The organism is Rhodococcus sp. KRD197, from assembly GCF_017168235.1.
Lineage (GTDB): Bacteria > Actinomycetota > Actinomycetes > Mycobacteriales > Mycobacteriaceae > Rhodococcoides.
The window spans coordinates 803847-814695 of sequence record NZ_JABFAO010000011.1; the positions used below are offsets into that span (position 1 = coordinate 803847).

Sequence of the window (10849 nt, forward strand, 5' to 3'; positions counted from 1 at the left end):
GTGCACAGGTCAGGAGTGTCATGTCGACCGAGAACGAATCGCCGGACGTCAAGCCGAGGAGCCGCGACGTCACCGACGGCTTGGAGAAGACCGCCGCCCGCGGCATGCTGCGTGCGGTCGGGATGGGTGATGACGATTGGGGCAAGTCCCAGATCGGCGTCGCATCGTCGTGGAACGAGATCACCCCGTGCAACCTCTCCCTGGAGCGGCTTGCCAAAGCCGTGAAAGTGGGCGTGCACGCCGCAGGTGGCTTCCCCCTCGAATTCGGCACCATCTCTGTCTCCGACGGCATTTCGATGGGTCACGAGGGCATGCACTTCTCGCTGGTCTCCCGTGAGGTCATTGCCGACAGCGTCGAAACCGTGGTCAGTGCCGAGCGCCTCGACGGATCCGTGCTGCTGGCCGGCTGCGACAAATCGTTGCCCGGAATGCTCATGGCCGCGGCAAGACTGAACCTCGCGAGCGTCTTTCTCTACGCGGGCTCCACGCTGCCGGGATTCGCGACCCTGTCCGACGGTTCCGAACACCAGGTCACCATCATCGACGCCTTCGAGGCCGTCGGCGCGTGTTCGCGCGGATTGATGTCGCGTGCCGACGTCGACACCATCGAACGCGCCATCTGCCCCGGCGAAGGCGCCTGCGGCGGGATGTACACCGCCAATACGATGGCCAGCGCTGCAGAGGCATTGGGAATGTCGTTGCCCGGCAGCGCTTCTCCACCAGCTCCCGACCGGCGGCGTGATCAGTTCGCTCACGCCAGCGGTGAAGCGGTCGTCGAGATGCTGCGCCGCGGCATCACCGCCCGCGACATCATGACGAAGGAGGCGTTCGAGAACGCCATCGCGGTCGTCATGGCATTCGGCGGGTCGACCAACGCGGTGCTGCACCTGCTGGCCATTGCCCACGAGGCCGAGGTGGAACTGACTCTCGACGACTTCACCCGGGTCGGTTCCAAGGTCCCACACCTCGCGGACGTCAAGCCGTTCGGCAAGCACGTCATGACCGACGTCGACGCGATCGGCGGAGTCCCCGTCGTGATGAAGGCGCTGCTCGACGCCGGCCTCATGCACGGCGACTGCCTCACCGTCACCGGCAAGACAGTCGCGGAGAATCTCGCGCACATCGCACCGCCCGATCCCGACGGCAAGGTGCTTCGTGCGATGAACGAGCCCATCCACCCCACCGGCGGCATCACGATCCTGAAAGGTTCGCTGGCCCCGGGCGGTGCGGTGGTCAAGTCCGCCGGTTTCGATTCCGACGTCTTCGTCGGTACGGCAAGGGTTTTCGAGCGCGAGCGCGCCGCAATGGATGCGCTCGAGGACGGCACCATCACCGAAGGCGACGTCGTCGTCATCCGCTACGAGGGCCCCAAGGGCGGTCCGGGTATGCGCGAGATGTTGGCCATCACGGGTGCGATCAAGGGCGCCGGTCTCGGCAAGGACGTCCTGCTTCTCACCGATGGGCGCTTCTCCGGCGGCACCACCGGCCTGTGTGTCGGTCACGTCGCCCCCGAGGCCGTCGACGGTGGTCCCATCGCTTTCGTTCGGGACGGTGACCAGATTCGCTTGGACGTCGGAAAGGGCACCCTCGACCTGCTGGTCGACGAATCCGAACTCGAATCCCGCCGCGAAGGCTGGGCGCCCCTACCGCCCCGCTACACCCGCGGCGTTCTCGCGAAGTACGCCAAGCTCGTCGGCTCGGCGTCGAGCGGCGCTGTGCTCGCTTAGCGGGAATCGCTACAGGTGCATCACTACAGGGGCATCGCCCACGCCGGGCTCGACCGCTCCTCGAGTTCGGTGTGTAGGCGAGCGTGTATGGGATGGCCGGAATCGGCGAACTGATAGATGTTCAGCCTGTCCTGCGACGAGGTCGAAGTGCTCGATTGAGCTGCCGCCGGTCGTTCCATCAGACGTTCGAGCTCTTCGACCTCACGCGCTGCAGCTGAATCGAACACAGCACGATCGAACGCCGGCGGCAACATGAGCGCGACGATCACCGCACCCACGCCGAATACGACGGCTGCAATCAGCGATGTCTCCACGACGGCGCCGACGAAGGAGCTGATCGCGTTGAGCTGCAGGTTGTCTGCGTAGCCGGTGAGAAAGGGGTTCTCGCGCAGGATGTCCGCGACGATGACGGCTCCCGCCACCGAATCCCCGGATGCTTCGATGGCCTGTGCCGCTTGCTCGGTCGGCTCGCCTCCTGGCCCTCTGCCGGGGAAGCCGGTGAGGAACTCGGCGATTCCGTTGCGGTAAGAGGTTGCGAGAACCGAGCCGAGTATGGCGATTCCGAGTGATCCACCCAGTTCGAGTGCGGTGTCGTTGAGTCCGCCGGCGACGCCGAGTTTGTTGTCGGGAAACTCGGCCATGATCGCGTCGGTGCACGGGGACACGCTGAGACCGATGCCCAGACCAAGGAGGATCAACACCGGAAGGAAGTCCGAATAGCCTGCACCGGTTTCGATTCCGAGCATAGAGACCATCGCGAGGGTGCCCACCACCATGCCGGCAGTGACGGTGTACCTCATGCCCAGTTTCGGCGTCAGCCACTGGGTGATGCCGGATCCCACGAACACCGCGACGGCGAGGGGCAGCAGATGCACGCCGGTGGATACGGGCCCGAAGCTCAGCACGAACTGAAGGTATTGCGCGACATAATAAATGGCGCCGAAGGTGACGAGGAAGAACAGCAGCACCGCCAACACGGCTCCACTGAGCGCGCGGGAGCGGAAGGATCGAACGTCCAGCAGCGGGTTGGGGTGGCGGAGTTCCCAGGCAACGAAAGCTGCACCGCTCAGCAGTCCCACGACGGCGAAGTACGTCGGCGCGATCCCCCAGCCGGAGTGCATTCCCTCGATGATCGCGTATACGGCTGACGAGACGGTCAGCACCGACAGCAGGCCACCGAGCCAATCGATAGGTCCGGGATCGACGGCCCGCGACGGCGGTACCAGCGCGATGGCGGCGCCGATGGCGAAGAGCGTGATGGGCACGTTGATGAGGAAACTCGAACCCCACCAGTAGCTTTCGAGCAGCCATCCCGCGAGCAACGGGCCCATCGCGATCGCCAGACCCGAGGTGGCAACCCAGATGGTGACTGCGGTGGCGCGCTCACGCTTGGGGAAGGTCGCGACCAGGAGCGACAGTGTCGCCGGCATGACGATCGCGGCGGCGACGCCCATCACGATGCGCGCCAGAATCACCCCGAGAGTGACGTCGGTGAGGGCGCCGGCGATCGAACCGGCTGTGAAGATCAGCAAGCCGATGATCAGTGCTCCACGGCGACTGTACCGATCGCCGATCACGCCGAACAGCAGCATCAATGCCGCGTACGGAACGGTGTATCCGTCTATCACCCACTGTAAGTCACTGCTGGAGAGCGCCAGATCCATCGTCATGGCCGGCGCAGCAACGAGTAGTGACGTGTTGGCCATGACGACGACCAGCAGGCTCAGGCACAGCACCCCCAGTGCGGCCCAACGTTTCTTGTACGGCCTCTCCATCTCTTGGACAGGCGTCATCGCGAGCAATGTCATGTGTGTTCCCCCCTATGGCACAGTGCAACACCGCAAGCGAAGCGAGCAGTGCAACACACCGAGCACAATGCTGTGCAGCCTAGGAACGTTGAACTAAGGTGCGCAAACCGATGTGGCGGCAGTTACATCTTGGGCCGGTGCGCTCGAGGCCCGTCACGAATGATTGTCGATAACACTGTGATCGAGGGGAGTCAGGGCGTCTATGCAGAGAAAAATGCCACCGTGCCGGTTATCCGACACGGTGGCATTTTTCTCGCCTTGCTAAGCGATCAAGCTGGGGCGATCAAGCTATCGGGGTGAAACCTGCTCCGACGGCATTGCCGTTATCGATATGGCGCAGGATGGCATCGATATTGGTGCCCACCTGGGGGCCGAAGCATGCGACACCGAGGTACGCGTTGACCATGCCGACGAGTGTGGTGCCGACGACGACCGGGCTGCCAGAGTCACCCTCGACGACGCACAGTTGCGACCAGGTCTCCTGCGACTGCAGAACATCGCCGTACGCGACGCCGCACGTGTTTCCGGTGGTGCGGCCTTCCTTGCAGACGATGTTCGGGAACAGGGCCGGGGGGCCGAGCTGGGTGATCGAGACGTTGCCGATCCGGTTGACCGGGATGACCTTGGCGCGGTCGAACTCGATGACCGCGTAGTCGTATTCCGGGTTCGAGAACGCGATGCGTCCGACGACACCGGCCGAGGGGTCGTACTCGGGCACGATCGTCGCGCCCGCGCCACCGCAGTGGCCTGCGGTAATCCCAATGAGGCGCCCCGCGCGATCGTTGCCGATCGTGGTCAGCGTGCACTCCGAGGCGTTGCCGACGATGATGCCGGAGCCACCCCCCAGTACCGCCGGAGCCGCAGCGGATGCGGTGCCGACGCCGAAGCTTGCAGCAACAGCGGCTGCCGCGACGACGACGGTCATGAACTTCTTCAACATTTAATCCCTCTCCAGCGGTGTCCGCAGAACCCTAGCAACAAGTTGCACCAATGGACGAGTACCTAGGCTAAGTGCTTCACTCAGGGATTCTCGCCGTCGAGCGCAGCGAGCATGGACTGCGCCTCTTCGAGTTGACGCCTCAACTCCGCAACGCGCTGCGACGCTTCCTCCCGCGCGTGCGTGATGACTGCCTCGACCGCCTGAACAGCGGAATCGTCGCCGAGTTCTTTCACCGCACGCGAGACCGACTCCGGAGACACGGGCTGGGCCTTTCCAGGGCGCCGAGCGCCGTGTGTGACCGTCACGGACCAGTCGTTGTCCACTCCGGCGTGAATGGTGACGCTGACACTGTCCGGGCCTTTCCGCGCCTTCCTCGCCGCAGGCTTCGGGGCGGGCGAGGGCGTGACAACGGCAGGGGCGGCAGGCGCAGGTGCGGTAGGCGAAGGCGTAGGCGTAGGTGATGCAACCCTCGGGGCCACCTTGGCGGCAGGCCTGGAGGCCGGCTTAGATGCGGCAGGCTTGGCTGCAGATGGCTTGGCCGGGCTGGCCGGCGGGTTCCGGGTGATCCGGAGTTCGTCGGCTTCGAAAGGTAGTTCGTCGTCGACGCCCTTGGGCCTGATGGTGACGGTGTTTCCGTCGATCGAGACCACCTTCGCCGACGTGCCCTCGGGCAGCGCGAGGCTCGGCGTCGGCTCGATGAGATAGACCGTGGCGCGTTTGCCCTCGGCAAGGGCGTGGGCCAGTGACTCGAGATTCTCGGGCGTGAGAGAGCCTGTTGGCGTCGAACGTCTACGCGGTGGCATCGTGGCAGCCTTCTGGTCGAAAGTATTTGCGAATACTGTCCCACATCGGTCTCTCGCGCAACCCGATCGGTGTGGGATAACGGATGTGAAACTCGTATATCGGTCGTGCTGCACAAGTAGCCTGACTCCCGTGCCTGTCGGACGGGTACGTGAACGGGAGGGCTCGATGTATCACGTCGATTCGAATGCGCAGACCACGGACAACGGACAGCAGGTGTATTTGCTCGACGCTGCGTCGACCCTCGAAGTGCAGGCACTGAACCAATGGATCGATGCGACGACGCCCGACGGTGAGCTACGACCACCGTCCGTTGTGCTCTCCGGTGAAGCCTCGCTTCAACTCGCCGATCATGTCCGCGGTCTCGCCGAGGATCCGCTGCTGATTCCGCTGCGGGTGACGCTCACTCAGCGCAAGCGCGGCGGCATCGTGCGGCGCTTGCTCGCGCCGCGCGGCAACTCGATGCCGACGAAAGCGTGGCAACGGTGGGTCCAGAACGACGATCCCGAGCACTCGGCGGTGCTCGTCGGCGAACCGGCCACACTCCGCGACCTCGAGAGTCGGTTCGATCGCGCCGGCGCCAACTCCCTTTCCTCGTTCATTCACCGGCAGGCGAGCTTGGCGCTCGATCGCGCAGAACGCGACGTGATCGGGTCCGAGTACAAGATTCCTCGCTTCGTCGTCGAGGACATGACGGATCAGAAGAAGTTTCGCGACGGTATGGCGGAACTCGCCGAGCAGGTCGGCGAGGACGTACCCGAGGTCGAGCGTCGCGTGCACGGGATCCTGCACGAGATGGTCGCCACCGAGACGCGCCGCGCCGTCGAGATGTGGGGCACGCTCGGCGCCTACTTCTCTCGCGCCTACCACGTCGACGTCGATCGAACCCAGCTGCAGAAGGTTCGCGAACTCAACAAGAACTATCCGCTGGTGTTCCTGCCCAATCACCGTTCCTATCTGGACCCGCTGGTGCTGCGGCCTGCGCTGTTGACCGAGGGCCTCCCCCTCAACCATGTGATGGGCGGAATCAACGTCGGCTTCTGGCCGCTCGGCCCCATCGCCAAACGCAGCGGCGTGGTGCTGATCCAACGCAAGTTCTCGGACGAGATCTACAAGTGGACGCTGCGGCAGTACATGAGCTTCCTGCTCAGCAAGCGCTTCAACCTGGAGTGGTACATCGAGGGCGGCCGCAGTCGCACCGGCAAGCTGCGCCCCCCGCGTTTCGGACTGCTGTCGTACCTCGTCGACGCGTTGGAGAACAGCGACGCCGAGGACGTATATCTCGTCCCGACGTCCATCACCTACGACCGCCTGCACGAGGTCGGCGCCATGGCCGCGGAGTCACACGGCGCGCAGAAACAGGCCGAGGGCATTCGGATGCTCATCGGCTACATTCGCGCGCAGGGCAAGCTTCGCGGAAATGTCTTCCTCACATTCGGTGAACCGATCTCCGTCAAGTCGGTCGTCGAGGACAATCCCGACAAGCGGGTTGCAGTGCAGAAGATCGCGATCACCGTCGCGCACGCCATCAACAACACCACCCCGGTCACCCCCGCCGCCCTCGTCACGATGGCGCTGCTCGGTATCGAGGACCGCGCCCTGAACGTGCACGAGATGTGGGCGATCATCTCCCCACTGGCGCGCTACATCAACAAGCGTGGGTTGCCTACGGCGGGCGGTTGCGACATCAGCGAGGTCGACGTCGTGCGTTCCGCGGTGATCGCCCAGGTCAATGCAGGCGTCGTCAAGCGTTTCGACGAGGGACCCGAACCGGTCTTCTACCTCGCCCAGGACAAGCATCTGGTGGCGGCGTTCTTCCGCAACAGCGCCATCCACTACTTCGTCATGCGTGCGATCGGCGAACTCGTCGTACTGCCCGATCGCGACCAGAGCGCGGAGTCCACCCCTGAGTCCATGTGGCAGGCCGCGCTCCAGCTCCGAGACCTGCTCAAATTCGAGTTCTTCTTCGGTGACAAGAACGACTTCGGTAGCCGGCTCGAGGACGAGGTTGCCCTGATCGATCCCGATTGGCGTACCAATCTCGCCGATCCCGAATACGCCGCCCGGCAGCTACAGTCACAGGACCTGCATCTCGCGCACCGCGTTCTGCAACCGATTCTGGAGGCGTATCAGGTGGTGGCCGACCAGCTGATGATGCAGCCGGTGGACTCACCTTTCGACAAACCTGCGTTCGTCGCGCAGTGCCTCGGCGCCGCGCAAGCCAGACGCCTCCGTCAGCAACTGGACCACAGCGAGTCCATCTCAGGCGAATTGTTCGACACTGCACTGCAATTGGCCGAGAATCGAAACCTCGTCGATCCGAGTAGTGACAATCTCGCGCAGCGCCGCCGCGACTTCGCCCAGGAGATCAACGAGTGGGCGAGGAAGGCAAGACTGATTCGCGACATGGCACACCGCATGCTCGACGAGGTGGACCCGCTGACCGTGCCCAGCAAGGCAACCAGCACCGACGATCACGAGGACGACGCCTGATGATCGACCTGCAACACCAACTGGATGCGATCGCAGCCGCACCCACCGGACCGGACATCACTGCATTCTTCGACTTCGACGGCACACTCATCGATGGGTTCTCCGCCAAAGCCGTCTTTCTCGAACGGCTCAAGACGCTCGACGTGACAGTCCGAGAGCTGTGGGAGATCTCCAGCGCCGTGGTCGAGATGCGCATGCGAAATTCACCCGTCGACAACTTGATGGGTAAAGCCGTCAGGGGGTTGGAGGGGCGCCTCGAATCCGATCTGATGGATCAGGCCTACACCCTCTTCCGCAACGAGATCGCGTCGATGATCTACCCGCAGGCACGCATCCTCGTCGAAGCCCACCGCCGCGCCGGTCACCGACTCGTGATTGCGACCTCGGCCACCCCGTACCAGGCGATCCCGGCGCAGGAAGACCTGATGTTCGACGACTTGCTCTGCACCACACCGGTGGTCGTCGAAGGTGTGCTCACCGGTGAACTCGTCGGCAGCTCACTGTGGGGCCCGCGCAAGGCCCAGGCCGTCATCGACTACGCCGACCGTGAGGGTCTCGACCTGGCCGTCTGCTTCGGCTATTCCAACGGATTCGAGGACGTGCCCCTCCTCGAATCCGTCGGGCACCCGCTTGCGGTCAATCCCGACGATGCACTCGCCCGCCACGCCGCCAAGGTGGGCTGGCAGACACTGCAGCTCGAGCGGCCCAAGCGCGGCACCGACATCACCTCGGTGGTGCGCAGCACGGCTGCGCTCGGCTCCGTCCTCGCCAGCGCCGGATTCGGCCTCGGGCTCGGGCTGCTGACCCGCAGCCGCCGAACGGGCGCCAACATCACCTCCTCCATCGCCCCGGACATCGCCCTGACGATCGCCGGCATCGATCTGGACGTGACAGGGACCGAGAACGCGTGGTCCGCGCGGCCTGCCGTCTTCATGTTCAACCACCAGAGCAGCGCGGATTCCGTCATCGTCGCCTCGATCCTGCGACGTGACATCACCGCCGTCGCCAAGCGCGAACTCGAACACGACCCTCGGTTCGCCCTCCTCGGGAAGATCTTCGACGTCGCCTATATCGACCGTGGTGATCCCGCCCAGGCTCGAGAAGCGCTGCGCCCCGCTATCGAGAAGCTGCACTCGGGCGTCTCGGTCGCGATCGCCCCCGAGGGCACGCGGATGCCGACCTCGCGACTCGGCCGGTTCAAGAAGGGCGGGTTCCACCTGGCGATGCAGGCGGGGGTACCGATCGTGCCCATCGTCATTCACAACGCCGGCGACGTAATGTGGAAAAGAGACTTCATCGCGCATTCCGGTACCGTCAAGGTCACCGTCGGTGAACCCATCTCCACTGCGGACTGGGTGCCAGAGAAGATCGACAACTACATCGACGACGTCAGATCATTCTTCGACAGAACGTTGGGACATGCCTGAGCACGACATCAGCTCTGTCGTACAAGCCGAGATCGAGAGCAACCTCCTCGGTGGACGGCCCAAGTACACCCGTGCGGAAATCGTGGCCAAATCAGGGTTGGCACGCGAACGAGTGCAGCAACTTTGGATCGCCATGGGCTTCCCGATCAATACCGACCCCGATGCGCTCGCCTACACAGACGCCGATCTCGATGCCCTGAGGATGATCACCGGCCTCACCGAGCAGAACGTGATCAGACCGGAGATGGAGGTCGCGATCGCCCGAACTCTCGGGCAGACGATGTCGCGGCTGACCGAGTGGCAGGTCGGGGTCGTCAACACTCACATTCACGACCGAGTGAGCGAGGGCGCCGAGGGCGCCGAGGGCGCAGACCTCGAATCCATTCGACGTGATGCCAGAGCCATTGCCGCACAAACCGTCCCGACGCTCGAAGCGCTGCAGTCGTACACTTGGCGCAGGCACCTCGCCGCAACGGCAGGCCGTTCCATTGCCGACCCGAACGAGGAAACCACCAGTCCCACGCTGGCCGTGGGTTTCGCGGACATGGTCGGTTATACGAGCCTCACGCGAAGAATGGCGATCGAGGAACTCACCGCCCTCCTCGAAGAATTCGAGTCGGGGGCATCGGACATCATCGCTCGTGGCCGTGGATCGATCATCAAGAACGTGGGCGACGAGGTGATGTTCAGCGCCCAGACCCCCGAGGATGCCGCCCACATCGCCTTGGACCTGCAGGACGCGTTCGCCGCCAAGGAGGACATGCCCGAGCTCCGCGTGGGTCTCGCCTGGGGTCCAGTCCTCGCTCGATACGGCGACCTGTACGGATCGGTGGTCAATATGGCTGCGAGGCTGACCAGTTCGGCGTATCCGGGAACAATACTGATGGACAGCACCATGGCCGAGGCGCTGGAGGACGACTCCGAGTTCTACCTCAAAGCGCTACGTTCGATGCGAGTTAGAGGGTTCCACAAACTCAGACCGCATGCCCTGCGCCGCAACAAGGACCATCGCCAGCGGGATCAGCCCACGGAACGGTAGAACTCCAAGTGGCGCTGTGCGGCTGCGTCCCAGGTGAGACTCCGCGCCAGCGCACGGCCGGCGGCGCCGTCGTGTCGCCGATCCAGGGCGGCCGCCAAGCTCCGCGACATGCCTACATGGTCGGCTGCATAGGCGACCGTCTCGCCGAAGACCTCACGGAGCACCGGCAGATCGCGCGCGACCACGGGCGTCCCGGCAGCGAGCGCCTCCATCGCCGCGAGCCCGAAGCCTTCCTTGGTCGAGAAGAACGGCAGCACCGACGCCTGCGCCAGCAGGAACGGTAGATCGTCATTGTCGACCGTTCCGAGCACGATCGGTTCGATGCCGAGTTCTGCTGCGCGCCTGTCGAACTGACACCGATAGTCACGGTAGTCGAACAGAGTCTCTCCACCGGCGAAGACCAACGCCAGCTCCGGCCTGTTCAGCAACGCGAACGCCTCGAGCAGATCGATCGAACCTTTGCGTGGCTCGATACCGCCGACAGCCAGCACGTACTGTCCGAACTTCCGGCGCCATCGGTCACCACCGCCCACGGAAGCAGCCTCGAAACGCGCCGACTCGACGCCGTTGGGGATGACGGTCGGATTCAGACCCCACCCTCGACGAACCTCCCC

At 64.2% G+C, this 10849-nt stretch carries 8 protein-coding genes; 4 read left to right on the forward strand and 4 right to left on the reverse strand.

The features are described from left to right. The first annotated feature begins 20 nt into the window (after positions 1-20). Positions 21-1727, forward strand: a complete 1707-nt coding sequence (gene ilvD / locus J1M86_RS19565) for a dihydroxy-acid dehydratase (RefSeq protein ID WP_206511026.1) — start codon at positions 21-23, stop codon at positions 1725-1727. Positions 1728-1750: 23 nt separating this feature from the next. Here ilvD and J1M86_RS19570 read toward each other — a convergent pair whose 3' ends face one another. From J1M86_RS19570 to J1M86_RS19580, 3 genes are all read right to left on the reverse strand, one after another. Then, on the reverse strand, positions 1751-3535 hold the full coding sequence (locus J1M86_RS19570) for an MFS transporter (RefSeq protein WP_241260211.1): 1785 nt from the start codon (positions 3533-3535) through the stop codon (positions 1751-1753). A 283-nt stretch (positions 3536-3818) separates the two neighbouring features. Beyond that, positions 3819-4475: a peptidase S1 family protein gene (locus J1M86_RS19575; protein ID WP_075837833.1), complete on the reverse strand. Its 657-nt coding sequence runs from the start codon at positions 4473-4475 to the stop codon at positions 3819-3821. Between the two features lie 80 nt (positions 4476-4555). Next, positions 4556-5278: a DUF6319 family protein gene (locus J1M86_RS19580; protein ID WP_206511027.1), complete on the reverse strand. Its 723-nt coding sequence runs from the start codon at positions 5276-5278 to the stop codon at positions 4556-4558. Between the two features lie 130 nt (positions 5279-5408). On the opposite strand from J1M86_RS19580, the gene J1M86_RS19585 reads away from it, so the two are divergent. The 3 genes from J1M86_RS19585 to J1M86_RS19595 are packed head-to-tail and all read left to right on the forward strand — an operon-like array spanning position 5409 to position 10235. Then, complete coding sequence (locus tag J1M86_RS19585) at positions 5409-7769, forward strand: glycerol-3-phosphate 1-O-acyltransferase (protein WP_307786683.1); 2361 nt, start codon at positions 5409-5411, stop codon at positions 7767-7769. Beyond that, positions 7769-9196: an HAD-IB family hydrolase gene (locus J1M86_RS19590; protein WP_206511028.1), complete on the forward strand. Its 1428-nt coding sequence runs from the start codon at positions 7769-7771 to the stop codon at positions 9194-9196. Before J1M86_RS19585 ends, J1M86_RS19590 begins: the two co-directional genes overlap by 1 nt. Beyond that, entirely contained in the window at positions 9189-10235 is a 1047-nt protein-coding gene (locus tag J1M86_RS19595; RefSeq protein ID WP_206511029.1) for an adenylate/guanylate cyclase domain-containing protein, read from the forward strand. Before J1M86_RS19590 ends, J1M86_RS19595 begins: the two co-directional genes overlap by 8 nt. Here the strand turns inward: J1M86_RS19595 and J1M86_RS19600 are convergent. Further along, positions 10217-10849: glycosyltransferase (locus tag J1M86_RS19600; RefSeq protein ID WP_206511030.1), on the reverse strand; the 633-nt coding region annotated here is incomplete at its 5' end. The two genes, J1M86_RS19595 and J1M86_RS19600, sit on opposite strands and share 19 nt — an antisense overlap.

Bases quoted from the DNA above. Each gene is read 5' to 3' on its own strand.
- ilvD (WP_206511026.1), top strand. From the start codon at position 21: ATGTCGACCGAGAACGAATCGCCGGACGTCAAGCCGAGGAGCCGCGAC.
- J1M86_RS19570 (WP_241260211.1), bottom strand. From the start codon at position 3,535: ATGACATTGCTCGCGATGACGCCTGTCCAAGAGATGGAGAGGCCGTAC.
- J1M86_RS19575 (WP_075837833.1), bottom strand. From the start codon at position 4,475: ATGTTGAAGAAGTTCATGACCGTCGTCGTCGCGGCAGCCGCTGTTGCT.
- J1M86_RS19580 (WP_206511027.1), bottom strand. From the start codon at position 5,278: ATGCCACCGCGTAGACGTTCGACGCCAACAGGCTCTCTCACGCCCGAG.
- J1M86_RS19590 (WP_206511028.1), top strand. From the start codon at position 7,769: ATGATCGACCTGCAACACCAACTGGATGCGATCGCAGCCGCACCCACC.
- J1M86_RS19595 (WP_206511029.1), top strand. From the start codon at position 9,189: ATGCCTGAGCACGACATCAGCTCTGTCGTACAAGCCGAGATCGAGAGC.